The organism is Nonomuraea sp. NPDC049624, from assembly GCF_040675255.1.
Classification (GTDB): domain Bacteria; phylum Actinomycetota; class Actinomycetes; order Streptosporangiales; family Streptosporangiaceae; genus Nonomuraea.
The window spans coordinates 838,429-862,775 of the sequence record NZ_JBFAOR010000002.1; the positions used below are offsets into that span (position 1 = coordinate 838,429).

The 24,347-nt window shown below is 72.1% G+C and carries 24 protein-coding genes; 8 read left to right on the plus strand and 16 right to left on the minus strand.

The window, feature by feature from the left end:
- Positions 1 to 10: 10 nt before the first annotated feature.
- From AB0J76_RS10120 to AB0J76_RS10130, 3 genes are all read right to left on the minus strand, one after another.
- Positions 11 to 2,587 carry a phosphoenolpyruvate carboxylase gene (locus AB0J76_RS10120; RefSeq protein WP_352321665.1) on the minus strand — a complete coding sequence of 859 codons (2,577 nt, stop codon included), beginning with the start codon at positions 2,585 to 2,587 and terminating at the stop codon, positions 11 to 13.
- A 113-nt stretch (positions 2,588 to 2,700) separates the two neighbouring features.
- A complete protein-coding gene (locus AB0J76_RS10125) occupies positions 2,701 to 4,293 on the minus strand; it encodes a hypothetical protein (protein WP_352321640.1) in 1,593 nt (530 codons plus the stop codon).
- Entirely contained in the window at positions 4,290 to 5,219 is a 930-nt protein-coding gene (locus AB0J76_RS10130) for an ABC transporter ATP-binding protein (RefSeq protein WP_352321642.1), read from the minus strand. The genes AB0J76_RS10125 and AB0J76_RS10130 overlap by 4 nt, the downstream gene beginning before the upstream one ends.
- Before the next feature lie 36 nt (positions 5,220 to 5,255).
- On the opposite strand from AB0J76_RS10130, the gene AB0J76_RS10135 reads away from it, so the two are divergent.
- The 3 genes from AB0J76_RS10135 to AB0J76_RS10145 all read left to right on the plus strand — a co-directional run bounded on the left by AB0J76_RS10135 (position 5,256) and on the right by AB0J76_RS10145 (position 8,091).
- Complete coding sequence (locus AB0J76_RS10135) at positions 5,256 to 6,845, plus strand: acyl-CoA carboxylase subunit beta (protein ID WP_352321644.1); 1,590 nt, start codon at positions 5,256 to 5,258, stop codon at positions 6,843 to 6,845.
- A complete protein-coding gene (locus tag AB0J76_RS10140) occupies positions 6,842 to 7,042 on the plus strand; it encodes an acyl-CoA carboxylase subunit epsilon (RefSeq protein WP_352321646.1) in 201 nt (66 codons plus the stop codon). The genes AB0J76_RS10135 and AB0J76_RS10140 overlap by 4 nt, the downstream gene beginning before the upstream one ends.
- 107 nt (positions 7,043 to 7,149) lie before the next feature.
- Positions 7,150 to 8,091 carry an NYN domain-containing protein gene (locus AB0J76_RS10145; RefSeq protein ID WP_352321648.1) on the plus strand — a complete coding sequence of 314 codons (942 nt, stop codon included), beginning with the start codon at positions 7,150 to 7,152 and terminating at the stop codon, positions 8,089 to 8,091.
- Here AB0J76_RS10145 and AB0J76_RS10150 read toward each other — a convergent pair.
- Positions 8,049 to 9,047 carry a DUF5937 family protein gene (locus AB0J76_RS10150; protein WP_352321649.1) on the minus strand — a complete coding sequence of 333 codons (999 nt, stop codon included), beginning with the start codon at positions 9,045 to 9,047 and terminating at the stop codon, positions 8,049 to 8,051. The genes AB0J76_RS10145 and AB0J76_RS10150 overlap by 43 nt on opposite strands.
- A gap of 60 nt (positions 9,048 to 9,107) precedes the next feature.
- Here AB0J76_RS10150 and AB0J76_RS10155 point away from each other — a divergent pair, with 60 nt between their 5' ends.
- The 5 genes from AB0J76_RS10155 to AB0J76_RS10175 all read left to right on the plus strand — a co-directional run bounded on the left by AB0J76_RS10155 (position 9,108) and on the right by AB0J76_RS10175 (position 13,880).
- Entirely contained in the window at positions 9,108 to 10,364 is a 1,257-nt protein-coding gene (locus AB0J76_RS10155) for an MFS transporter (protein ID WP_352321651.1), read from the plus strand.
- A 77-nt stretch (positions 10,365 to 10,441) separates the two neighbouring features.
- On the plus strand, positions 10,442 to 11,845 hold the full coding sequence (locus tag AB0J76_RS10160; RefSeq protein WP_364389261.1) for a DNA-3-methyladenine glycosylase 2 family protein: 1,404 nt from the start codon (positions 10,442 to 10,444) through the stop codon (positions 11,843 to 11,845).
- Entirely contained in the window at positions 11,842 to 12,354 is a 513-nt protein-coding gene (locus AB0J76_RS10165) for a methylated-DNA--[protein]-cysteine S-methyltransferase (protein WP_352325829.1), read from the plus strand. The genes AB0J76_RS10160 and AB0J76_RS10165 overlap by 4 nt, the downstream gene beginning before the upstream one ends.
- 30 nt (positions 12,355 to 12,384) lie before the next feature.
- Positions 12,385 to 13,284, plus strand: coding sequence for a hypothetical protein (locus AB0J76_RS10170; RefSeq protein WP_352325827.1), 900 nt, complete (start codon positions 12,385 to 12,387; stop codon positions 13,282 to 13,284).
- Positions 13,285 to 13,448: 164 nt separating this feature from the next.
- Entirely contained in the window at positions 13,449 to 13,880 is a 432-nt protein-coding gene (locus AB0J76_RS10175) for a MarR family transcriptional regulator (RefSeq protein WP_352325826.1), read from the plus strand.
- Between the two features lie 98 nt (positions 13,881 to 13,978).
- Here the strand turns inward: AB0J76_RS10175 and AB0J76_RS10180 are convergent, their stop codons facing one another.
- The 12 genes from AB0J76_RS10180 to AB0J76_RS10235 form a co-directional block, all read right to left on the minus strand.
- Positions 13,979 to 14,911: a hypothetical protein gene (locus tag AB0J76_RS10180; protein ID WP_352325825.1), complete on the minus strand. Its 933-nt coding sequence runs from the start codon at positions 14,909 to 14,911 to the stop codon at positions 13,979 to 13,981.
- On the minus strand, positions 14,908 to 15,528 hold the full coding sequence (locus tag AB0J76_RS10185; RefSeq protein WP_352325824.1) for a hypothetical protein: 621 nt from the start codon (positions 15,526 to 15,528) through the stop codon (positions 14,908 to 14,910). The genes AB0J76_RS10180 and AB0J76_RS10185 overlap by 4 nt, the downstream gene beginning before the upstream one ends.
- Positions 15,525 to 18,272, minus strand: coding sequence for a BTAD domain-containing putative transcriptional regulator (locus tag AB0J76_RS10190; protein WP_352325823.1), 2,748 nt, complete (start codon positions 18,270 to 18,272; stop codon positions 15,525 to 15,527). The genes AB0J76_RS10185 and AB0J76_RS10190 overlap by 4 nt, the downstream gene beginning before the upstream one ends.
- Positions 18,273 to 18,342: 70 nt before the next feature.
- Complete coding sequence (locus AB0J76_RS10195; protein ID WP_352325822.1) at positions 18,343 to 18,753, minus strand: flp pilus-assembly TadE/G-like family protein; 411 nt, start codon at positions 18,751 to 18,753, stop codon at positions 18,343 to 18,345.
- A complete protein-coding gene (locus AB0J76_RS10200) occupies positions 18,750 to 19,145 on the minus strand; it encodes a TadE family protein (RefSeq protein WP_352325820.1) in 396 nt (131 codons plus the stop codon). Before AB0J76_RS10200 ends, AB0J76_RS10195 begins: the two co-directional genes overlap by 4 nt.
- A complete protein-coding gene (locus AB0J76_RS10205; protein ID WP_352325819.1) occupies positions 19,142 to 19,564 on the minus strand; it encodes a TadE family protein in 423 nt (140 codons plus the stop codon). Before AB0J76_RS10205 ends, AB0J76_RS10200 begins: the two co-directional genes overlap by 4 nt.
- Positions 19,548 to 19,781, minus strand: a complete 234-nt coding sequence (locus AB0J76_RS10210) for a hypothetical protein (protein WP_352325818.1) — start codon at positions 19,779 to 19,781, stop codon at positions 19,548 to 19,550. Before AB0J76_RS10210 ends, AB0J76_RS10205 begins: the two co-directional genes overlap by 17 nt.
- Positions 19,781 to 20,701 (minus strand): type II secretion system protein, encoded by a 921-nt coding sequence (locus AB0J76_RS10215; protein WP_352325817.1) that lies wholly within the window; start codon positions 20,699 to 20,701, stop codon positions 19,781 to 19,783. Before AB0J76_RS10215 ends, AB0J76_RS10210 begins: the two co-directional genes overlap by 1 nt.
- Positions 20,694 to 21,542, minus strand: coding sequence for a type II secretion system F family protein (locus AB0J76_RS10220; RefSeq protein ID WP_352325815.1), 849 nt, complete (start codon positions 21,540 to 21,542; stop codon positions 20,694 to 20,696). The genes AB0J76_RS10215 and AB0J76_RS10220 overlap by 8 nt, the downstream gene beginning before the upstream one ends.
- A gap of 2 nt (positions 21,543 to 21,544) precedes the next feature.
- On the minus strand, positions 21,545 to 22,840 hold the full coding sequence (locus tag AB0J76_RS10225; RefSeq protein ID WP_352325813.1) for an ATPase, T2SS/T4P/T4SS family: 1,296 nt from the start codon (positions 22,838 to 22,840) through the stop codon (positions 21,545 to 21,547).
- Complete coding sequence (locus AB0J76_RS10230; protein ID WP_352325812.1) at positions 22,837 to 23,553, minus strand: hypothetical protein; 717 nt, start codon at positions 23,551 to 23,553, stop codon at positions 22,837 to 22,839. Before AB0J76_RS10230 ends, AB0J76_RS10225 begins: the two co-directional genes overlap by 4 nt.
- Position 23,554: 1 nt before the next feature.
- On the minus strand, positions 23,555 to 24,232 hold the full coding sequence (locus tag AB0J76_RS10235; protein WP_352325811.1) for a hypothetical protein: 678 nt from the start codon (positions 24,230 to 24,232) through the stop codon (positions 23,555 to 23,557).
- Positions 24,233 to 24,347 lie beyond the last annotated feature (115 nt).

Sequence of the window (24,347 nt, forward strand, 5' to 3'; positions counted from 1 at the left end):
CCGCGCGTGCTCAGCCCGTGTTCTGCAGGCCGGCGGCCACGCCGTTGACCGACAGCAGCAGCAGCGTGGACAGCCGCTCGCGCTCCTGCTCCGACAGGTCCTCGGTGCGCATCGCGCGCAGCGCCCGCAGCTGCAGGTGCGACAGCGCGTCGACGTACGGGTCGCGCAGCTGCACGGCCCGCGAGAGCACCTTGCGGTTCTCCAGCAGCCGCGTGTGGCCGGTCACCCGCAGCACCAGTTCGCGGGTGCGGTCGTACTCCTCCAGCACCTGGCGGGCGAAGTCGTCGCGGCCGCCGAGCGCCAGGTAGCGCTTGGCGATCGACCGGTCGGTCTTGGCCAGCGACATCTCGGCGTTGTCCAGCATCGCGTTGAACAGCGGCCATTCGGCGTAGGCCGCGCGCAGCTCGTCGAGGGAGCCGACGGCGGCCAGGCCGGTGCCCAGGCCGTACCAGCCGGGCAGGTTGACGCGGGTCTGGGCCCAGGCGAACACCCACGGGATGGCCCGCAGGTCGTCCAGCGAGCGCGGCGCGCCCAGGCCGCGGCGGGCCGGACGGGAGCCGAGCCGCAGCGAGCCGATCTCCTCCAACGGGCTGACCAGCGCGAACCACTCGGGGAACCCGGGGGCCTCGGTGAGCGCCCGGTAGGCCTCCTCCGAGGCCGTGGCCACCTGCTGGGCCAGGCCGCGGAACCGCTCGGCGGCGGCCGCCGTACGGGCGCCGACCGTGGGCGAGGAGGCCAGCAGCACGGCGTTGGTGACCTGCTCCAGATGGCGGCGGGCGATGGCGATGTGCCCGTAACGAGCGAAGATGACCTCGCCCTGCTCGGTGACCTTGAAGCGGCCCGCGACCGAGCCCGGCGCCTGCGCCAGCACCGCCCGGTTGGCCGGGCCGCCGCCGCGGCCGAGCGCGCCGCCGCGGCCGTGGAACATGCGCAGCTTGACGTCGTGCTCGTGGGCCCACACGGTCAGCTCCTCCTGGGCCTCGTAGAGGCGGAGGGTGGCGGCCGCCGGGCCCAGCTCCTTGGCCGAGTCGGAGTAGCCGAGCATGATCTCCATGCGCCGGCCGGTCGCGGCCAGGCGGTCCTGGATCTGCGGGATCTCCAGCATGCCGCTCAGCACGCGCGGCGAGTTCGCCAGGTCCTGGCCGGACTCGAACAGCGGCACCACGTCGAGCACCGGCGCCCGGTCGCCCAGGGCGTGCCCGGCCAGCTCGTAGACGGCCGCGATGTCGTCGGCCGAGCGGGTGAAGGAGACCACGTAGCGGGAGCAGGCCGTGACGCCGAACCGCTCCTGGATCCAGGCGATCACCCGGATCGTGGCCAGCACCTCCTCGGTGCGCTCCGACAGCTCGCCGCCGGCCCTGATCTCCTCCAGGGCCGCCGCGTGCACCTGCGAGTGCTGGCGCACCTCCAGCTCGGCCAGGTGGAAGCCGAACGTCTCGACCTGCCAGACGAGGTGCTGCAGCTCCCCGTACGCCTGCCGCGGCGCGCTGCCCGCCAGCGACTCCTGCACCAGGCGCAGGTCGGCCAGCAGCTCGGCGGGCGCGCGGTAGGCGAGGTCGAGGTCGCGGCGGCGGGTGGCGGCGATGCGGGCGGCCACGTACAGCAGCCACTGGCGGTGCGGCTCACGCGGCGAGCGGGTGGCCAGCTCGGAGACCAGCTCGGGGTGCGCGTCGACGGCCGCGGCCAGCGCGCCCTTCAGCTCGGCCGAGCAGGGCGAGAACTGGGCGGAGGCGGTCAGCGTGCGGGCGATGCGCGTACAGGCCGTCTCCAGGGCGGTCAGCACGTGCTCGGACTGGATCTGGATCGTGTCGCGGGTGACCTTGGCGGTGACGTTGGGATTGCCGTCGCGGTCGCCGCCGATCCAGCTTCCGTAGCGGATGAAGGGCCTGGCCAGCGGCGGACGGGTGCCGGTGCCCGCGTCGAGCGCCGCGTCGAGCGAGCGGTAGACCTGGGGCACCATGCGGAACAGCGTCTCGTCGAAGGCGGCCATGGCGGTGCGCACCTCGTCGAGCGGGTCGAGCTTGGTGGAGCGCAGCTGGGCCGTCCGCCACAGCAGGTCGATCTCCTCCAGCAGGCGGCGCCTGCTCTCGGCGCGCTCGGACGCGCCGCGCCCGGGCGCGTTGTACTCGGTCAGCTGGCCGCTGATGCGCTGGATAGCGGTGACGACCGCGCGCCTGCGCGCCTCGGTGGGGTGCGCGGTCAGCACCGGGTGCAGCTCCAGCCCCTGCAGCAGCTCCCGCACGCGCTCCTCGCCGAGCTCGTGCACGGCCTGCGCCAGCGACTCCCGCTGCACCCTCCCCTCGGCGTCACGCTCGCGCAGCGTGCGGATCCGGTAGTGCTCCTCGGCCAGGTTCGCCAGGTGGAAGTAGCAGGTGAACGCGCGGGCGACCGCGACCGCCCGCTCGATCTCCCATCCGGCGACCATTTCGGTGATCTCGTCGGCGGAAATCTCGCCTCTGCGCGCCGCGATGACGGCTTTGCGCAACCGTTCGACGTCGGCCAGCAGGTCTTCGCCACCTTGTTCGGCGATCACCTGGCCGAGCAGCTTGCCGAGCATGCGCACGTCGTGGCGCAGCTCGTCAGGCATCTCGGTCACGGCGGCACTACGACGCTCGAGCCCCTGGTCAATCATGCTTCGAAGGGTATCGACTCGCTTTCGGCGACCGCATGGCGGTCTCGCCCATTGGACTAGACCATTCTCTAGCTCGGCTTTGACACGGCGGCTACCAGCTCCGGGAGGCGGGGGAAGCCGATCTTGCTGGCGAGGCGTCTGCCGAGCACTTCGATCAGCAGGCCGTAGAAGGGCGCGAGCACCGACACCCACATCAGCCCGAACGCCAGCGGCAGCACGATCGGCAACGACATCAGCGCGATCCCGAGCATCGCCCCGATCGACGACGCGAACGCCTGACCGCCCTGGCCGGGCGCGGCGCCGCTGAAGGCGTTCATCCGCTCCGGCAGCGTGTACGGGATCGTCACGCTGGTCACCGAGCCGACCCCGAGCCCGACGCCGAGCGCGCCCAGCCCGGTCAGGAACGCCGGCACGACGGCCTCCTGGCTGCCGGTGAAGAACGCCGCCGCGACCGCCACGAGCAGCAGCAGCGGCGCGGCGACCAGGCAGTTGGCCAGGTGGCGGCCCGCCAGGTCGCGGCGCAGGTCCTCCTCCGAGCCGAAGGCCACGGCGTTCATCCACAGGGAACGCCCGTCGATGCCGAACGCGTTGCCCGACTGCAACGAGATCATCAGCGCGCCCATGCCGGTGATCAGCACCGGCAGCACCGGCCCCGCCTGCCCCTCGGTGCTGTTGTTCAGCGAGAACGCCAGGACGACGGTCACCACGACCGAGGAGAACCAGCCCACGCGGAACCTCGGCTCCCGCCTGATGTACTTCAGCTCCTTGGTCACCACGGCCGCCAGCGGCCCGTCGGGCAGGAGCCGGTCGGCCAGGCCGCGCTCCCGGCGGACGGAGGCCGCCTGCGTGGAGGCGTCCGGCGAGACCAGGGCCCGGCCGAGGGCCTTGATCCACAGCCAGGCGACGACCACGACCAGCACCGCGACGGCGGCCAGCTCCGCCACGCCGACCAGGCCGCCGTCGGCCATGGCGTGCGCGGCCATGCCCGGCGGCGTCCAGCGCAGGACGCCGGCCAGCCGGTGGAGGATCGCGGCGGGGTCGCCGAGGCCGCGGTTCATCAGCAGGTTGGGCAGCTGCGCCAGCAGCACCACGAACAGGGCGGCCACGGCCAGCACGTCACGCCCGCGCCGGCTGCGCAGCGCGCCGGACAGCGAGGTGGTGATCAGCCGCGAGGTGACCACGCAGAGCGCGAACTGCAGCAGCACCGCGGGCACGCCGAGCAGCACGCCCCCGAGGCCCGTGGGCAGCCCGACCAGCGCGCCGGCCGTGACGACGAGCATCGCCAGCGGCCACGCGCCCGTCGCGGACGCGGTGAACAGCCCGACGGCCAGCTCGCGCGTACGCAGCGGGAACAGCGACAGCCGCGCCGGGTCGAGCGTGTCGTCCAGCCCGAACGCCAGCAGCGGCACGATCATCCAGCTCACCAGGAAGAACGCGTACGCGACGATCACCAGCTCGGCGGCGACGTCGGAGGGCGCGAGCCTGAGCAGGCTCATCAGCAGGAACCCCAGCACGGCCAGGCCGGCCGCGGCGAGCAGGGTGAAGACGAAGCCGAGCTTGCGCTGCACGTCGCCACGCAGGTTGCCGACCAGCAGCCGCAGCTTGAGCCGCGCGAACAGCGCGGCCGTCGCCATGGGCGACCCCGTGACGGCGGCGCTCACGGCGTGTCCTGAGGCGCGGCAGCGGCCGGAGGCACGGACGGCGGCGTGGCAGCGGATGCGGCCGGGGGCGCGGGCGGGGGTGCGGTCGGGTGCGTGGCAGCGGGTGCAGCCGGGGGTGTGGTCGGGGGTGTGGTCGGGGGTGCGGTCGGGGGCTGGTTGCCGGGGCGGGCGCCGAGCCAGCTCAGCCCGGCCTCGCCGTGGGCGCGGGAGCCGCCGCCGACCAGCCGCATGAACGCCTCGTTGAGGCTCGCGCCGCCGCGCACCTGCTCCAGCGGCCCCTGGGCGACGATGTGGCCGCCGCTCATCACCGACACCCAGTCGCACAGCCGCTCGACGAGGTCCATGACGTGGCTGGAGAAGATGACCGTCGAGCCGGAGGCGGTGAAGCGCCGCAGCACCTCGGTCAGGGTGTTGGAGCTGACCGGGTCGACCCCCTCGAACGGCTCGTCGAGGAAGAGCACGGACGGGTTGTGCAGCAGCGCCGCGGCCAGCCCGATCTTCTTGCGCATGCCGGTGGAGTAGTCGACGACGAGCTTGTCGGCGGCCCCGGTCAGGTCCATCACGTCGAGCAGCTCGCCCGCGCGCTGCTCGACGTCGGCCTTGGGGATGCCGCGCAGCCGGCCGTTGTAGAGCAGCAGCTCGCGGCCCGACAGCCGCTCGAACAGCCGCAGCCCCTCGGGCAGCACGCCGATGCGCGCCTTGACGGCGACCGGGTCGCGCCAGACGTCGAACCCGTCGATCGCGGCCTGGCCTCCGTCGGGCCGCAGCAGGCCCGTGATCATGCTCAGCGTGGTCGTCTTGCCGGCCCCGTTGGGACCGACCAGGCCCGCGAAACTGCCCGCCGGGACCACGAGGTCGACCCCGGCCACCGCGACCTGCGCGCCGTAGCGCTTGTACAGGCCGTGGGAGCGAACCGCATCCGTCATGGATCCACTCTAGGAGGACGGGTTAGCCTAACGCGCATGAGCGCAGCCGCCGATCCCATGCCGGAGATGCCGGACATCCACACCACCGCAGGCAAGATCGCCGACCTGGAGCGAAGGCTCGACGAGGCCGTGCACGCCGGCTCGGCGTCGGCGGTGGACAAACAGCACGCCAAGGGCAAGATGACCGCGCGCGAGCGGGTGCTCGCGCTGCTCGACGAGGGCTCGTTCGTGGAGTTCGACGAGTTCGCCCGCCACCGGTCCACGATGTTCGGGCTGGAGAAGCGGCGTCCGTACGGCGACGGCGTCATCACCGGCCACGGCACGATCGACGGCCGCCAGGTCTGCGTGTTCTCCCAGGACGTCACGGTCTTCGGCGGCTCCCTCGGCGAGGTGTACGGCGAGAAGATCGTCAAGGTGATCGACCTGGCGCTCAAGACGGGCTGCCCGATCATCGGCATCAACGAGGGCGGCGGCGCGCGCATCCAGGAGGGCGTGGTCGCGCTCGGCCTCTACGCGGAGATCTTCAAGCGGAACGTGCACGCCTCCGGCGTGATCCCGCAGATCTCGCTCATCATGGGCGCCGCGGCCGGCGGCCACGTCTACTCACCCGCCCTGACCGACTTCGTGGTGATGGTGGACCAGACGTCCCACATGTTCATCACGGGCCCCGACGTGATCAAGACGGTGACCGGCGAGGAGGTCACGTTCGAGGAGCTGGGCGGGGCCCGCGCGCACAACACCAAGTCGGGGGTGGCCCACTACCAGGCCGCCGACGAGGAGGACGCCCTCGACTACGTCAAGGCGCTGCTGTCCTACCTGCCCTCCAACAACCTGGACGAGGCCCCGGCCTTCGCCCCCGCCGCCGACCTGGAGCCCGACCCCGAGCTCGACCTGGTGATCCCCGACTCCCCCAACCAGCCGTACGACATGCGCCAGGTGATCGAGCACGTGCTCGACGACGGGGAGTTCCTGGAGGTCCACGCGCTCTTCGCGCCGAACATCGTGGTCGGCTACGGCCGGGTGGACGGCCAGCCGGTCGGGGTCGTCGCCAACCAACCCATGCATTTCGCCGGATGTCTGGATATCGACGCCTCCGAGAAGGCCGCCAGATTTATTCGAACTTGTGATGCCTTTAATATTCCGATCCTGACTTTTGTTGATGTACCGGGATTCCTCCCCGGCACCGATCAGGAATGGAACGGAATCATCCGCCGCGGCGCCAAGCTCCTGTACGCCTACGCCGAGGCCACGGTCCCGCTGGTCACGGTCATCACCCGCAAGGCGTACGGCGGCGCGTACGACGTCATGGGCTCCAAGCACCTCGGCGCGGACGTCAACCTCGCCTGGCCCACCGCCCAGATCGCGGTCATGGGCGCGCAGGGCGCGGTCAACATCCTCTACCGGCGCGAACTGGCGGCCTCCGACGAGCCCGACGCCGAGCGCGCCCGGCTCGTCACCGAGTACGAGGACACTTTGGCCAATCCGTACATCGCGGCCGAACGCGGCTATGTGGACTCGGTGATTCGGCCGTCCGAAACCCGGCCGCAAGTTGTCCGGGCACTTCGCGCGCTGCGTAACAAGAGAGCCTCGCTGCCGCCGAAGAAGCATGGGAACATTCCTCTATGAGCGACCACCTGCGGATAGTCCGCGGCGACGCCACGCCCGAGGAGATCGCGGCCGTGGTGGCCGTGCTCGCCACGCGGCGGAGCTCGTACACCGAACCCGAGAGACCTCGTAGACAAACATGGCGAAACCCCGCCAGAGGCATGCGTAACCCTGGCCTGCCGGGGAAGGCGGCTTGGCGGATGAGCGCACTACCCTAGATAGATCCCGGGAATCGGGTGTCAAGTTCCCCGGGAGTTGGGACTATCTAGAGAAAGTAGGCGTATATAGTCAGCCGATCAACTAACACCGCGGCCTGGAGGACGACATGGCCATCCCAGACCTCATGCCGCATCCTGTGGCAGCCAAGTACGCCGTCCTAGTGGATGTCGGTTATCTCTACGCTGCGGCAGGTGAGGTGCTGCTCGGCGCGAAGGAACGCAAGGAATATCGGGTGGCCGCCGATGAGCTCATCCAGAGTCTACAGAAACATGCAGAGGAACGTATTTCCGGCGAACTTCTGCGGATCTATTGGTATGACGCCGCCCGCGACCGTGTGCCCACCGTCGACCAGCGTGTCATCGCCCAGCTCCCGTGGGTCAAGGTGCGCCTCGGCAACCTCAACGCCCGCGGCCAGCAGAAGGGCGTCGACGCGCAGATCAGGAGCGACCTGGAGGCGCTGGCCCGGCACCACGCGGTGACCGACACGATCCTGCTGGCAGGCGATGAGGACATGGTTCCGGCGGTCGAGGCGGCGCAGGCGTACGGCGTGCGCATCCACCTGTGGGGCGTCGAGCCGCCCTACGGCACCAACCAGGCCGAGCGCCTGGTGTGGGAGTCCGACACGGTGGAAGTGATCTCCGCCGATTTCCTGAGGCCCTTTTTCAGTCGCGCTCCGCAGCCGGTCGCGGTCACCCCGCCCGCCGCGGCTCCCTCGCCCGCCCAGGTGTTCGCCGGGCGCGCGCCGGTCAAGCCGCACGCCAAGCCCGGCCAGGTCGCCAAGCTGGGGCCCAGCCGTCCGCGCGTGGAGGACGTCGGCGAGCACGTCGCCCAGAAGTGGATACTCACCCGCGGCCGCGACAACATCCGCGACCTGCTGCCCGGCCCGATCCTGCCGACGGTGATCGACACCGAGCTGCTGATCGAGGCGGAGAAGGAGCTCGGGCACTCGCTGCGGCCCTACCCGGAGGCCCGGGTCTGGCTGCGTGACGGGTTCTGGGCGCGCGTCTACCGGGAGTTCGACCTGGGGGTGGGGGTCTCCTCCAAGTAGAGCAGCGTCTCGGCGACCGCCGTGCGGGCGTAGAGCACGTACCGGCCGGTGCGGTGCGCGGTGCACAGGCCGGCCTTGCGCAGCGCCGTCAGGTGCTGGTTGACGCCGGGCTCGGAGAGCCCGGCGCGCTGGGCGAGGTCGCGCGTCGAGGCGGGCTGGTCCAGCTCGGCCAGCAGCCGGGCGCGCGTCCTGCCGAGCACGGCGGCCAGCGCCTCGGGCGGGTCCACCTCGCGGCGCTCCCAGAGCGTCGCGATGCCGCGCGGCGCGTAACGCACGGTCGGCTGGTACGGCGGCGTCGTGACCGACAGGACCCGCGGCCAGGCGAACACGCACGGCACCAGCAGCAGCCCGAGCCCTCTCAGTGACCGGCGGCCGGACACGTACCGGTGTTGCAGCCGCAGCGTGCCGTCGTCCCAGGTGACGGAGTCGTCGAGGTCGGCCAGCATGCGCTGGGCGCCGCCCTCGGCCAGCAGCCTGGCGCGGTGCAGGATCTCGCCCTCCAGCAGCGACCTGATCCGCGGCCAGTACGGCGCCATCGCCGCCTCCCAGTAGCCGGCCACCTCTCCGGCCAGGCGTTCGAGGCCCTGTTCCGGGTCGTCGTAGAGGGCCTGCACCCGTTTCGTCCGGGGACCGCCGATGTGGTCCAGATCCGTGCGGACCCGGGCGGCCGCGCCCCGCATCGTGGCGAGTTCCAGCTCCAGGTCCGGCATGGACGTCGAGGGCGGCGTGCAGGTGAAGCCCGCGATCGAGACGGTGGGCACCGGGACCAGGTCCGACAGCAGCCGCCAGTCCACGTCCTGGAGGCGGCGGCGCACCTGGTCGGCCCAGGGGCGCAGGAGCGGGTGCGCGGCCGGGTTCTTCACCACGCGCGCGCTGGCCACGACCTCGCCGAGCGGGGAGACGGCGAAGCGGATGTTGGCGAGGTCGTGGGCGGTGAACGTCAGGTCGAGGGTCATTGAATTTGCTTGTCACTTAATCGATAGCGGCCTTGCCCGACATTTCAGCATCCTGCCGACATGTCAGCAACCTTGGTGGAAGCTCCGCTTCTGCGGCTTCGTGCGTTCCGCAACCTGTTCGTCGCCGGCGCGGTCAGCCAGCTGGGCAGCCAGATCACCTACGTCGCCCTTCCCCTGCTCGCCGTGACCGCCCTCGGGGCGGGCGCGGGCGAGGTCGGGCTGCTCTCGGCGCTCGCCACGCTCACGGCCCTGGTGATCGGACTGCCTGCCGGGGCCTGGGTGGACCGCGTCCGGCGGCGCCGCCTGATGATCGCGATGGACGCCGCCCGCGCCGTGGCGTTGTTGTCGGTGCCGGTGGCCTGGTGGGCCGGGACGTTGTCCATGGCGCAGCTCTACGTCGTCACGGTGCTCGTGGGGGCGGGGTCGCTGCTGTTCGACGTGGCGTCCATGAGCATCGTGCCGGGGCTGGTCGGGCGCGAGCGGCTGACGTCGGCCAACTCGCTGCTCGTGGGCACGGCCGCGGGCATGGACGTCGCCGGGCGCAGCCTCGCCGGAGTGCTGGCCCAGGTCGTGGGCGCGCCGCTGGCCGTGCTGCTGGACGCGCTGAGCTACCTGTGGTCGGCGGCCTGGCTGCGCGGCGTGCCCGAACCGGCGCTTGCCGGGGACGGCTCGCCGGAGGCCGCGGAGTCCCTGCGGGCCCGGATCGCGGCGGGCGTGCGGTTCATCCTCTGCAACCGGGTGCTGGTCGCGGCCCTGGTCCAGGGCACGATGGCGAACCTGGCGTTCCCGCTCTGCTCGGTCCTGCTGCCGGTGCTCATCGTCGGGCGGCTGGGCTATCCGGAGTGGGTGTTCGGGGCGTACCTGGCGGTGGGCGGGCTCGGCGTGCTCGCCGGGTCGTCGTCGGCCCATCTGCTCGGCCGGCGCTTCGGCACGGGCCGCGCGGTGTGGGTGGTCAGCCTGGCCACCGCCCCGGCCGCGCTGGTGATCCCGTTCCTCGACGCCGGGCCGTGGTTGTGGGCCGCGGCGGCGGCGTGGTTCGTGCTGACGTTCCGTACCGGGGTGAACAACGTGCTGCTGGTGAGCCTGCGGCAGCGCGTCACGCCGGACCACCTGCTCGGCCGGATGACGGCCACCATGCGGCTGCTGCTGATGGGCGCGGTCGGCCTCGGCGGGCTGCTGGCCGGGCTGCTCGGCGAGGTGTGGGGGGTGCGCGCGCCGCTCTGGGCGGGCGCGGTGATCATGGCCGTGAGCTGGTTGCCGATCCACTTCTCAGCCCTTCGCCGATCAGGTCCGAATACCGCTGGTCGGCCGTACTGACCTGCTGACCTGCGTTTTCATGGTGAGGTCCGATTTCCGCCGGTCGGCACCCGCGGCCCGCGCATAGTCTCGAGGGCATGTCACCCCTAGAGCTCGACTTCGACTCCTGTTACCGGGCGGTCTCCGCCAGGGACTCCCGGTTCGACGGGCGCTTCTACACCGCGGTGACGACGACGCGCATCTACTGCCGGCCGATCTGCCCGGCGCGTACCCCCTCCTCCAGGAACGTGCGCTTCTACCGGCACGCGGCCTCGGCCGAGGCGGCCGGGTTCCGGCCGTGCAAACGCTGCCGTCCCGAGCTGTCGCCCGGCGATCCCGGCTGGGACCTGCGCGGCGACCTCGTCGGCCGGGCCCTGCGGCTGATCGACGACGGAGCCGCCGACGAGCGCGGCGTGGCCGGGCTGGCCCGGCGGCTGCACATCACCGAACGCCACCTGCACCGGCTGTTCGTGGCCGAGCTGGGCGTCGGGCCGCTGGCCGTGGCCCGCACCAAGCGGCTCCTGCTGGCCAAGCAGCTGCTGACGGAGACCGGGCTGCCGGTCACCGAGGTCGCGTTCGCGGCCGGGTTCGGCAGCGTGCGGCAGTTCAACGCCACCATGCGGGAGACGTACGGCTTCACGCCGAGCGAGCTGCGCGCCACGGCCGGACGTCCGGCGGCGCCGCCCGAGCCCGAGGCCGCCGGGCCCGTGACGCTGAGGCTGCGGCTGCACCGCCGCGAGCCGTACGACGTGGCGGGCGTGTTCGGGTTTCTGACCTCACGCGCCATCCCCGGCCTCGAGGTCGCGGGCCCCGAGTCGTACTCCAGGGCCGTGCCGGGCGGGACGATCACGCTCACCCCCCGGCCGGACCACATCGCGCTCGACGTGGCCCTGGCCGACACCCGGCAACTGGCCCGCATCGTCGCCCGCTGCCGCCGCCTGCTCGACCTGGACGCCGACCCCGACGCCATCGCCGAGGCGCTCGGCCAGACCTCGCTGGCCCCGCTCGTCCAGGCGCGGCCCGGACTGCGGGTGCCGGGCACGTTCGACGGCTTCGAGCTGGCCGTACGCGCGGTGGTCGGCCAGCAGATCTCGGTGGCCGGAGCCCGTACGCTGCTCGGCCGCATCGTCGCCAGGACCGGCGGCCCGCTCTTCCCCACGGCGGCCGAGCTGCGGGAGGCCGACCTGACGGGCCTCGGCCTGACCAACCGCCGGATCGCCACCCTCGCCGACCTGGCGGGCCGGGTCGCCGACGGCGACATCGACCTCGACGGCGGCCAGGACCCGGCCGAGGCCGGGTCCGAGCTGCTGAAGGTGCCCGGCATCGGCCCCTGGACCGCCAGCTACATCGCGCTGCGCGCCCTGCGCGACCCCGACGCCTGGCCCACGGGCGACCTCGTGCTGAGAAAGCGCATGGCCGCCCTGGGCATCCCCGACGACCACATCGAACGGTGGCGGCCCTGGCGGGCCTACGCCGCCCTGCACCTCTGGAGCTCCTCATGATCACCGCTCAGGTCCTGCCGACGCCGATCGGCTCGCTCTCGCTGCTCACCCGCGAGGGGGTTCTCGTGGCGGGCGGCTTCACGGCCGACCCGGCGGAGATGTTCGTCCGCCTCACCCCGGCCCTTCAGGCGGAGGGGCTCGACGTGGTGGACGACCTCGGCGCCCCCGCCGAAGCCGTCCGGGCCTATTTCGACGGCGACCTCGACGCCCTGGACGCCGTTCCGGTCTCGCAGCCCGGCTCCCCCACCCGCAAGCGCCTGCACGAAGCGCTGCGCGAGGTCCGCGCCGGGACGACGGTCTCGTACGCCGAGCTGGCCCAGGCCGCCGGACTTCCCCGTACCGCCGCCCGCGCCGCCGGCTCCGCCTGCGCCCAGAACCTCATCGCCCCCTTCGTCCCCTGCCACCGCGTCCTGCCCAGCACGGGCGGCTACGGCGGCTACTACTACGGCGTCCCGGTCAAGGAATGGCTCCTCGCCCACGAAAGCGGACAAACCCTCAACCTACAGTGACGACAAGACAGCGTTCGGTAATGTGTTCGCATGTCGCCGACCCTGGAACATGAGTTCCTCCTCGAACTCGTCCGGCAACGCCCCTCCCTCGTCGCCACCTTGCTGACCGAGGCGGGCGTGCCGGTCCCCCGATTCGACGAGGCCCGGTTGGAAAGTCCGGACTTCACCGCCTGTCAGCCGACCGAGTTCCGAGCCGACGCGGTCGTCGTCCTCACTGACGGAAAGCCGCTGGCAGGGGTCGTTGTGGAGGTGCAGCGGCGGTACCGGGAAGAGAAGACCTGGTCCTGGCCCGTCTACCTGGCCACGCTACGCGCCCGCATCAAGGGCCCGTGCCTGCTGCTGGTCTTCTGCCCCGACCGCAAGGAGGCGCGCAAGTGCGCGCGGGCCATCGACATGGGACACCCCGGCTGGACACTCCACCCGATCGTGATCGGGCCTGACCAGATCCCCAAGGTCACCGACCTCCTCCAGGCCATCGCCGAACCGGAACTCGCCACGCTCTCGGCCATCGTGCACGGCAACGAGGGCGAGGAGGGCCTCAAGATCCTGCAAACCTTCGTCGACTCTCTGGAGCATCTGCCCAGAGAGCATGAAATCTACGTTGACCTCGTTCTCACGATGCTGCCCGATGTCGCCGTCAAGAAGTTCTTGGAGTTCACTATGGCCATGGGAACACGCGAGCCTAAGAGCAAGTGGGTCCGCCACTGGGTTGCCGAGAGCAAGGCCGAAGGCATATCCGAAGGCGAGGCCCGGGGCGAGGCCCGGGGCGAGGCCAAGGCGGTCCTGCGGATCCTGGAGGCACGCGGCATCACGGTGCCGGAGGAAGCGGCCGAGCGGATCGGCCAATGCACCGACCTCGACCTTCTCGAGAGCTGGATCGACAGGGCTCTCACCGTCAAGGCCGTAGAAGAGCTCTTCAACCTGAGCTGAGCACATCACAGGGCCGACGCGACGATCTCGCGTCGGCCCTGTGCACGCCTCCGAGCGATGTGGAACCGCCCGGCGACAAGGGTGGCGGCATAGAATGGGGGTCGTGCGACGTTAGACGGCGTAGGCATCATTTGCAGGCGCCTGGTAAACGAGGAGGGGTTCACATGCCTCTGGCCGACGACGCCGTGGAGGCGCGTGCCCAGGGGTGGCGCACCCTCGCCGCCCTGCACGCGAAGATCGAGGACAAGCTGGAGAAGGCGCTGCAGAAGGCGCACGGCCTGAGCGTGAGCGAGTACACGGTGCTCGACGTCCTGGCCCGCCAGGACGGCTGGCACATGCGCATGCAGCAGCTCGCCCGCGCCGTCGTGCTCAGCCAGAGCGCCACGACCCGGCTGGTCACCCGGCTGGAGAAGCGCGGCCTGCTCAAGCGTTACCTGTGCGAGGACGACCGGCGCGGCATCTACTCCGAGGTCACCCCCGACGGCCGCGACCTGCTGACCACCGCGGGCCCGACGCACGACACCGTGCTGAAGGAGGTGCTGGCGGAGGCGGCCGAGCAGCCCGAGCTGGCACCGCTGGCCGCAGTGATCGCCTAAGCTCGCCCGGCCATAGTGATCGCCTAGGCTCGCCCGGCGGCAGTGATCGCCTCGGCCCGCCGGGTCGAGGCGATCACCTCGACCCGGCCCGGCCGCCGTCAGGGTTTCACGTTGCTCTGGATCTCGCCGACCGGCACGTCCCGGGTCGCCCCCGCCTCGACCGGCGCGAACTGGAACGGCACCGCGTCACCCGTCGTCTCCACCGGCCACGACGTGGTGACGGTGAGCCGGTACGCCTCGCGCGGCTGGTCGATCGAGGCCCGCAGGTAACGCACGCCACAGGTGAACGAGGCCCCCTTGGCGTACGGACGTCCGGCCGCCCCGCAGCCCTCCTCGTGCACCTCCGCCCGGTCCTTCGCGGTGCCCGGGTCGATCTTGATGCTCTTCAGCGTGGCCACCACGGTCACGCTCATGACGCCCGGGATCTCCGCGGTCACCGATCTGCGCCGCTCGCCCAGGCCCTCCAGCCAGACCCAGGTGGGCAGGTTGACGAAGCTCTTGGCGTCGGGGCTCAGTCTGATCGTGGGCTCGGGCACGGTCAGGGACGCCCTGGCGATCTCGGCGAGCTCCCGGATCGTGATCCCGGCGGGCGGCGTCGTGCCCGGCGGCACGAACACGAACGGGTCGAGCGCCGCGAAGCAGACCTGGCCCTTCGGGTCGGAGGCGTCGTACGCCGGGCCCCACCAGCGTCCGTCCTTGCCGACCTTGTCCTTGAACTGTTTGAGGAAGTCCTGGAACCCCTCCTCGGACGCGTCCTTGGTGTACCTGAACCAGTAGTCGCGCAGGGCCTCCTGCGACTTCAGCATCTCGGCGCCCGTCATGCCGGGCTCGTACCAGCAGGGGCGCTTGAGGACGTATCCGTCCGCGTTGCCGCCCTTGGCGCCGTTGCCGGAGATGACGATCCTGGAGTTGCGCAGCTCGATCCCTCGGGTCCGGCCGTGCTCGATGGGGCTGCCGGCCGTCTCGCCGGGGTCGTCGAGCTGGCCCAGCAGCATCAGGGCCGCGGTGGCCAGCGAGATCACGCGGTTCATCGCGCGCATCCTTCCTTGTCATAGAGGAATTCCCGGATCCGCCACACGCCGTCGTCGCCGCGGTGCGCGAGGGCCCTCTGCAGGTAGGGGGCGCGCATGATGGAGGGCTGGGGCGAGACGGCCTCGCCGCTGCTCGCGCTGACCACGCGTGCCTTCGACTCGTCCACGCAGGTGTCGATCTGCGCGCCCTTGTCCAGCACCTTCGTGACCCGCAGGCCGTACAGTCTGGCGACGCCCTTCACCCTTCTGTCCTCCTCGGTGTACCGGCGTACTCCGTCATACGCCTGGCGCACCGCCTGGAGTTCGAGATCCAGATCCTTCAGGTATCGATCGCTTCCCGAGACCATGACCTTGCGGGAGGCGAGGTACCAGTCGGTGATCACGCGCATGAGCGGGTCGCGCCGGGCGGGCCAGTCGATGTCGACCCGCAGCTTCCCGCCGCCGACCTCGATCGTCTCGACGCCGGGCGCGTCCGCGGAGGGCCGCGCCGAGCCTCCCGCCGTGGGCGCGGTCGCCGGGGTGGTGCCGGACGGGCCCGGCTGCGGCGTGTACGGCCGCTCGGCCTGCCCGCACCCCGCCGCCAGCAGGACGAGCGCGATCACCGTCATACGTCTCATGCGGACGACTCCCTCACCACGTGGATGCGCCACGAGGGCAGCAGTTCCTCGATCAACGCCTCGGTCTCCGGGGCCATCCCGCCGCCGTACGGGTGGGAGGCGGCCCTGCGGGTCAGGACCTCGACCACGGCCCGCATGCGGACGGCGTCCCCGGTGGCGTGGGTGGCCCGCAGCAGGTCGCGCCAGAGCCCCTCGTCGTCGGTCGCCAGCAGCAGCGCCGCGCGGACGGCCGCCACCGCCGCGTCCGGCTCGTCCTGGGCCAGCCGCAGCTCGCACAGCCGGTGGGCCGCATCGGCCACGCCGGCCGCGACGTCGTACTCCAGGTCGTCGGCCGCCAGCCAGGCGTACCGGCCGGACGGGCGGTTGGCCAGGAGCGGGCCGCGTACCAGGCCGAGCGCCTTCTCCAGCAGGACGGTGCGGGCCGTCGGATCGTGCTGGGAGCGGCGGACCAGCTCGCGGAACAGGGCCCAGTCCGTACGGACCTCGGGGCCGAGCCTGAGCCGCCCGGCCTCGTCGACGTGCAGGTGCTCGGGGCCGAGCCAGTCGGCGACGCGGGCGATGGTGGCGTCCCTGACCATGGTCTGCACCCCGCGCGGCCACAACACGCCCCCGAGCACGACGGGGTGCACGCCGCCGGGATGCGTGGCCAGGTAGACCAGCAGCTCGGTGGCCAGCGCCATGCGGCCCTCTTCGAGGGGCGCGAGCCCGGTGATCTCGATCGGGCCGAGCATTTTGATCTCGACGGCGGGCGGGTGCAGGCCCTCCAGCGGCTCGGCCTCGGGATAGGCCTCGCCGTCGAGCCGTCCGGCGGTGCGGAAGAGGTCGATCAGCGCCTTGTAGTGGCGGCGCGGCAGGAGCTGGGCCTCGACCTCGAAGCCCAGCTCGGCGATGCGCGCCTTGCCGTCGTCGCCGATCTCCAGCGTCCAGGTGGCGTGCGGGACGTCGCCGGCCACGACGTATCCGGCGGTGTCCCGGCGGGCCAGCAGCGCCAGGCGGCGGGCCTCCTCGTGCGTGGGCGCCACGGCCGACAGCAGGTAGTGGGCCTCGCGCGGGCTGCCGGAGACGCGACCGGTGAGCACCTCCCTGCGCGGCGCGGCGGTCGCCTCCAGCTCGGGCAGCACCTCGGCCAGGCCGCCGACGGCCCTGATCCGGTCGGGGGCGATCGCGGTCAGCTCCTCGCCGAACCCGACGAGCGTGATGCGCATGCGGTCGGACCAGCGGTTGGTGGCCAGCTCGACGGCGAGCGCGGCCAGCGCCGCGGTGGTCTGCGGGCCGCGGACGTTGATCAGGCCCTGCGCGGCCTCCAGGTCGATCAGCACCCGGCCGCTCGCGTCCGTGCCGATCGAGACCAGCCCCGGGTACGGCGCGCCGCCCGCCTGCTCCTCCAGCAGACGTCCTTCGTGGGCGGGCAGGCGCCACACCTGGCCGCCGTCCTGGGCCGTCCACGGCTCGGGCGGGTCGTCGTCCGGCGGGTGGATCCACAGGTCGAGCGTGCGCGGGGACAGGTGGACGCCGTAGACGGTGGGCGGGGTGCGGTGCTGGGCGGCCAGCTCGGCGCCGAGCAGCCGCAGCCCGATGTCGAGGATGCGCGCGCCCGGGGCGTCGCCGCCCAGCCTGAGCGCGACCTCGGCCTGGGCGGCGTCGTCGCGCGGCCGGACGATCCGGCGCCCGAACACCCTGCGCCACAACTGCTCCCGCCGCCTCCTGGCCAGCAGGGCCAGCAGCCCGGCGGCGGCCAGCGACGCCCCGGCCAGGTAGTCGATCAGGTCGAGGCTCTGGGCCTCCCTGATGGTGATCTCGGGCTGGTCCTGGCGGACGTCGGGCTTGCGGTGCCTGGCCTGGTCCTTCTCGCTCTTTTCAGTGGCCCTGCGCTCCGTGCCCTCCGTGGCCTTCTTGGCGGCGTGGTGCCGGGCGTCGGGCTGGGCGCGGGTGTGGGCCACGCCGGGGTGCTCGCGCAGCGTCTGCTCGCGGGACTGGCCGGCGGGGACGATGTGCACGTTTCTGGCGTCGTCCGGCATGTCGAGCACCCAGCCGGGCCTGATCAGGTCGGCCATGCGGAGGCGGGTGCCGTCCGGCTGCTCCTTGGCCTGGTTGAGTCGGTAAATTTCGGGATATCGGCGGCCGTCTCCCAGGCACTTCTCCGCGATCTCCCACAGGCTCTCGTGGTGCCGGCCGTGCGGCGGCTGCACGACGTACACCTTCTTGGTCTTGTGGGTCTCCAGCGTCTGCTCGACGATCGGCGCGGAGTAGGCGACCGCGGTCACCGGCGGCGCGGCGGGCGGCGCGGCCATCCGCGCGATGGGCGCGATCATGGCCCCGGCCGTGAACAGCAGCAACACCGCGCCGACGAGCTTGTTGGCCAGCGCCTGCGTGCCGCCCGACAGCGGTACGCGGGCAGGCATCCCGACCCTTCGGACGCCGGCGTACACCTCGACCACCACGCACACGAAGAGCTGGAACCAGGCCAGCCACACCAGCAGCACCAGGACGGCCTGGATCGTGCTGGGCCCGGCCTCGGCGGTGAAGAACCGCACGTCGAGCATCTCGGACGTGACCGGCGGCCCGGCGAACCTGAGCAGCGCGTACGGCACCCCGCCCACCAGCGCCACCAGCGCCACCAGCGCCGCGAGCCCGGCGAGCACGTCGCCGAAGGTCCGCCTGGCCGGGATGCGCGCAGGCGGCCGCCTGGGCTGGTGCCGCCCCGGGGGACGCGCCGGCTCTCGCGTCGGCTCTCGCGTCGGCATCGCCGCTCCCTTCTTCCGTCCAGCGTCCTGCCTCGTGCGTTGCCCCGGCCACCGAGTGGCGGGAATCGGTCTACCTGGCTTCCGGGGCGGCCGTGGCCTCGCCGTTCATCTCCGAGCCCGGGAACCCGAGGGCCCCGAGGAAGAACGCCTCCCACCGCACCGAGACGCTGACCGTCACCTGGTCCTGCTGGACCGAGCAGGAGCCGCGGGCCACGCCGTCGCCGCCCTGGGCCGCGACGATCTCGTCGGCCCTGGCGCAGACCTGGCCCTCGTCCAGCAGGGTGACCTCGCCGCCGGTGCGCAGGCGGTCGACGTCGATCTTGTCCGCGCCTGCCCGCGCGGCCTGCTCGGCGACGTCGGCGGCGCGCAGCCGGGCGTTGATCGCCGCGCCGCCGTCGACCAGCAGCCCGGCCAGGAGGAACACCACGACCGAGAAGAGCACGGTGAAGACCGACATGGACCCGCGTTCCCCCGCCTTCACGGCTCCCTCCTGACGAGCTGCTCAAGCGGCACCACGGCGGTGCCGGTCAGCCGCTTGGTGCCGCCGAACCCGAGGAAGCCGAGGTCGAGTTCGCAGGTCACCTCCGCCTGCACCTGGCCGCCCGCCTCCCAGGTGGATCCGTCCAGGTTCACGGCGCTGGCGCCGCACTTGTCGTCCAGCGCGCTCTTGGCGGTGCTCTCCGCCGCGGCGCCGGCGTCGTCGAAGCTGCGCTGCACGGACGCGGCCCGCGCGGCGTCCCTGGCCGCGCCGTTGACCCGCCCCTGCGTCTCCACCAGCACCCCCGCCCCGACCAGGAACATGAGGAACAGCAGGAAGACGGGGGCGAGCATCACCGTCTCCACGGCCATCGAGCCGCGCTCGCCCGGCTTCATCGGCAGTCATCACCGCCGTTGTCGGGACGGAAGCACTCGATCGGCCCGCCCGCGGTCGCCGTGATCGTGAACGTGAGCGGCGGCAGCAGCGGCACGACCTGCACGGCGCTGCCCGTGACCGTGACGAAGCGCTGGTCGGGGTCGCGCTCGGAGGTGGTGGCGGCGGCGTTCTCCAGCAGCCGCGGGCCGACCGCCTTGACGATGCCGGTGGCCTTCGCCGTGGCCGCGCCCTGCCAGTCGCCCGAGTCGAACGGCGCCGCCCTGGCCACCCGCGCGCCTTCCCTGGCCGCCGCCTCGGCGATCTGCCGGCCGTGGAACCAGAGCGCGACCTGTACGACGAGGAGCGCGACCGCGAGGATGACCGGCATCAGCAACGCCAGCTCGATCACGGTCGCGCCCCGCTCACGAGTCCGCGCCACCACCGCCGCCGCCACCGCCGAACGTGCCCTGGATCTCGCTGGACTTCTGCTCGACCAGGGTCTTGATCAGCGTGGCCAGCCCGAGCGCGACGCCCGCGATGATGGCCGTGATGATCACCCATTCGACGGCGGAGGCGCCCCTGCTGGGCGCGGTGCGGGCGCGCTGGATCCGCACCCCCAGGTAGGCGGTGAGATAGACGATCCAGGGATGGTTCATCAGGCCCCCAACATCTTCATCGCGGCGGGAAAACTGAGAAAGATCACGAAACCGGCGCACAGGAGAAGCTGGGCCACGAGCATCGACTGCGAACGTTCGCCCGCGCGTCCCTCGATCTCGGCCAGTTCGCGCCGGCGCAGGGTGGCGGCCCTGGCGGTGAGCGAGGCGCGCACCTTGGCGCCGTCGTCGGCCACCAGGCCGAGCGCGGCCGACAGGTCGCGCAGCTCGTCGACGTTGATCTCCTCGCCGAGCTGGCCGAGCGCCTGCCACGGGGTGATGCCGACGATCCTGGCGCCGCCGAGCGCGTCGCGGATGCGGCCCATCGCCCAGTTGGGCTGCTCGCCGCTGACCGACACGGCCATCATCAGCGCCTCGGGCACGCCGCGCCCGCCCGCCAGGTTCATCGAGACCAGGTCGAGGAAGGCGCCCACGACGTGCCGGAAGTCGCGTCGCATGGCCGCGGCCTCCTTGCGGATCTGCAGGTCGGGCAGGAAGAAGAAGAGCAGCGCCACGAGCACGGCCGACCAGAACGGCACCGTGAACGACACGCCCCACCCCATGAGCGCCAGCCAGCCGAGCAGGATCGGGAAGGCCAGCAGGCCGCTCGCGGCGAGCAGCACCTTGGTGGCCAGGAACGCCTCGAACGAGCGGCCGAGCAGGGCCAGGTCGGACTTGACCGAGCGGGCCTCCCAGCCGCGGGCGCCGTAGAGGCGGGCCAGGCGGGCGCCGAGACCGCGGCGGAACGCGCTGACCTCCTCGTCGGGCAGCAGGAGCCGGATGTGCGGGGCGCCTGCGTCCTCGCGCACGGCGTCGAGCGCCAGCAGCCGCGCCACCAGCCCGGGACGGGCCGGGAACAACGCGCGGACCAGCACGAACAGGCCGAGGCCGAGCACCGCCCCGGCCAGCACGCCCTCAACCATGGCCGCCTCCCCCCATCAGCAACCGGGTCGGCTTGTCGAACCTGGCCAGCCGCCGCATCCACGCGAACCCGGCGCCGAACAGGCCGCCGACGACCACCAGCACGGCCTGGCCGAGGGTGGAGCCGTACTCGCTGACGTAGGCGGGGTTGAACAGGATGAGCAGCCCGGCGAAGACCAGTGCCGTGATCACCACGATCTGCACGCTGCGCCTGGTCGAGCGGCGTTCGGCCTCGACGCGGCGGCGCATGTCGAGCTCTTCGCGGGCCGAGACGGCGAGCGCGCCGAGCACGTCGCGCAGGCCGGGGCCGCGCAGCCGGGAGTTGAGGATGAGCGCGGCGATCACCAGGTCGGCCGAGGGGTCGTCGAGCTCGTCGGCGAAGCGGGACAGCGCCTCCGGCAGCGCCATCCGGGTGTGCAGGCGGTCGACCATGGCCCGCAGGTGGGGCCGGAGCGTGGGCGCGGCAGCCCTGATGGAGGACGGGATGGCCTGCTCCAGCCCGGCCGCCCCGGCGATGGTGTCGCGCAGCGACTCGGTCCAGGCGGCCAGCCCTTCCAGGCGGCGCATGGCGGCGCGTTCCTCGGCCGCGCCGCCGGACAGGCCGCGCCAGGCGAACACGAGCAGCACCGTGCCCACCGCCATGACCGGCCAGCCCGTGACCACCAGGACCAGGCCGGCGGCCACCGCGGCGACGGCGGTGCGGGTGGTCAGCATCTTGACCAGCGGGCGTCTGGGCTGGGACGGGCGGCGGCGCAGGCCGTACAGGGCCAGGAAGAACAGGAAGAGGCCGCCGCCGGCGGCCGCGCCCGCCACCATCGCCAGCGGGTCGAGGTCGAACGCCATCCTCACCAGCCTCCCGGGTTGTAGCCGTGGGCGACGAGCTCCTCCAGGCACGAGACCGGCGCGTGCGGGACGCCCGTGCCGTCGGGACCGGGCGCGAACACCTCGCTCGACAACACGCGGCCGTCGCAGCCGTTGACCTCGCGGATGCTGGAGACGTAACGGCGCAGGGTGCCGCCGACGTGGTAGTCGTTGCGCTTCTCGATGAAGACGACGAAGTCGATCGCGCCCGCGATGAGCATGTGGGTGGCGTCGATGGGCAGGCGCTCGCCGGCCTGCAGGGCGTAGGTGGCGATGCGGTTGAAGACCTCCATGCTGGAGTTGGCGTGGATCGTCGACAACGAGCCGTCGTTGCCCTGGGTCATCGCGTTGAGCATGGTGACGATCTCGTCGCCCAGCACCTCGCCGACGATGACGCGGCTGGGGTTCATCCGCAGCGAGCGCCTGACCAGCTCGGCCATGGAGATCTCGCCCTGGCCCTCGGAGTTGGGCAGGCGCTGCTCGAAGGCGACCACGTTGGGGTGAAGCTCGGGGAACTGGTCGAGGCCGAGCTCAAGGGCGCGTTCGACGGTGATCAGGCGCTCGCTGGGCGGGATCTCGTTGGCCAGCGCCCGCAGCAGGGTGGTCTTGCCGGCGTTGGTGGACCCGGCGATCATGAGGTTCTTGCGGGCGGCGACGGCCGCCGTCAGGAACCTCCCGATCTCCGGGCTGATCGTGCCGTTGCCGGTCAGGTCGGACAGGAAGACCTTGCCGAGGCGGGAGCGGCGGATCGACACGGCCGGGCGCACGGAGACGTCCATCACCGCGCTCAGCCGGGAGCCGTCGGGCAGCCGCAGGTCGAGCTGGGGGTTGGCGGTGTCGAACGGCCTGCTGGACAGCCCCGAGTACGCCGCCAGGATCTGGATCAGCTCGACCAGCTCGTCGTCGGACTCGGCGACCGGGTCGTGCATGAGCTCCTGGCCGTCGGCATAGCTGACGAAGACGCGGTCGCAGCCGTTGATGTCGATGTTCTCGACCTCGGGGTCGTCGAGCAGCGGCTGGAGGCGGCCGACGCCGAACAGCGCGGCGTGGATGCCGGCCGCCAGGGCCTCCTCCTCCTCGATGGTGGGCGGCGTGCGGCCGAGGCCGATCTCGTTGCGCGCGTGCTCCTCCAGCACCTGCGAGATCAGCGCCCTGGCGAACTGGCGCTCGTCCTCGCCGGACATCGGCGGGACGCCGCTCGCCTGGTCGATCCGGCGCTGCTGGGCCAGCCGGTCGCCGACCTCCTGGCGGAATCGTTTGACGAGGGAGTGGTCGATCATCGGTGGCTCACCAGCCTCGCGGCGAGGTCCCGGGCCGTGCGGATGAGCAGGGACCGGTCGAGCCGGCCGCCCCACTGCCCGCGCAGCAGCTCGGCGCCCTTGGGGTCGTGGGCCAGCCCGTGGACGAACTGGACGACGGGCCCGACGATCCTGCGCACGTCTTCGATCGAGGCCCGGTAGTTGCGCGGGTCGGCGATCACGACGACGCCGTGCGCCTTGCTGATCTGGAGGCGTTCGCGCAGGTGGGCGACGTGGTCGAGGGTCGCTCTGGTGAGCAGGAGCACCTGCTCGGCCTCGGCGAGGAGGTCGGCGATCTGGGGGTGGGAGCCCAGACGGCCGCAGTCGGCGATCACGTCGGCGTCGGGGATGGCGGCCAGCGACCTGCCCAGCGGGCCCCAGAGCCAGGTGAGCCCGGCCGCCTGCTCGCCGTGGGTGAGCCCGGCCAGCACGTCGAGCCCGCCGATGATCTTCTGGGTGTGCTGGTGGATCTGGGCGGGTTCGAGGCCCCTGCGGGCGGTCGCGCCGAGCGTGAGCAGGCCCTTGCCCGGGTTGAGCACGCCGCCGTCGGCGGCGGGCAGCCGGTAGGCGAGGTCGCCGCCGGCCGGGTCGCACTCGGCCAGCAGCACGGGCCGCGGCCACACCGCCGCGAGGGCGGTGGCCGCGGTGGTCACGCCGGGCGCGCCCTTGTCGGCGGCCAGAACGATCAGCGCCACGTCAGCGCGCTCCCGGGAGCTCGGCCACCGCGATCTCTCCGCTGGAGGCAAAGGCTAGTATTTGCGGTGAGTCCGACGAATCGACGATCACGGTGATCTGCCCGGAATTACCGCCCGTTCGGTTCTTGTCGCCCGCGCTGAACACGAGCGCGCTCTCGGCGAGTACGCGGCTTTGCCCCTGAGCCGTCCGGTTCGGCACGTACACGACCTGGACGCGGTCGCCCTGTTGAATGCCGGCGGGCATTTGGCCGGGTTTGAGGGCGAGGCCGACGGTCGCCTTTCCCGGGCCCAGTTCGTCGCTGGCCTTGCTGCCCATCTGGTTGGTCAGCAGGGTGCCCGGCAGGATCGTGACCGCGGCGAAGCTCTGGGTCACCTCCGAGCGCCGGGACCAGGGGACGTAGTCGACGCCCGTGTCCGAGGCGACCTTCACCTCTTCGAGCATGCCGTCCACGAACTTCTGGCCCGCGCCGACCTGCTGGGTGACCCTGATGGCGGAGACGCGGTCGCCGCTGCGCAGCACGAGCAGCGTGGTGGCCAGCGCGCCGCCGAGTATGAGCAGCACCGCCAGCGCGGCGAGGGCCGGCTTGCGTTCGCGTGGGGGCACGGGGAGCTTGCGCGAGGCCGGGCCGGACAACCCCGCCGCCGCGTTGTCGGCGACAGGTTTTTCACTGGTCCTCATGGGTGGGGGGCTCCCATTGTGAAATGCGGAATTCACGCCCATTATGTGGGGCGCCCGGGTGGGGCGTGGGCGGAATGCGAGGACCCATGCTTGTTTCGCAGGTGGCACGATGTCA